This window comes from Flavobacterium silvaticum (assembly GCF_012911565.1).
GTDB classification, from domain to species: Bacteria; Bacteroidota; Bacteroidia; order Flavobacteriales; family Flavobacteriaceae; genus Flavobacterium; species Flavobacterium silvaticum.
The window spans coordinates 1-336 of sequence record NZ_JAAMPU010000046.1 but is presented as its reverse complement, the minus strand read 5'-3'; the positions used below and the strand labels follow the sequence as shown (position 1 = coordinate 336).

General features: G+C 58.0%; 1 protein-coding gene. It reads right to left on the bottom strand.

The genetic code is table 11. From position 1 onward, the window contains the following. The coding region (locus G6047_RS00165) for a putative metal-binding motif-containing protein (protein ID WP_169525283.1) at window positions 1–336 on the bottom strand (336 nt) is incomplete at both ends.

Here is a 336-nt window from a genome sequence, read left to right as displayed (position 1 = left end):
TGCGTTGCAGCTCCACCTGGATGCTGTACGTGGAGGCATAGTCGTAGGAAGCCATGTTGGTGAACGAGAAGTATCCCTGTGGACGCTCCACGTATTGAGGGGCACCTGTAGGCACACCGCCGACGATCTTATAGACACGGTAGCGGTACATGGTGATGTTCGGGAAGGTGGTCACCTGGATCACCGAGTTGATGGCCGCAAGGGTGATGCCGCACTGTGCGGTGATCACATTGGAAAGCAGCTGGAAGCCTTCGTCGAGGTTGCCGTCGCAGTTGTCGTCGACACCGTTGTACAGTACCTCGGCATGGCCTGGGTTGATGGCTGCGACCGCGTCGT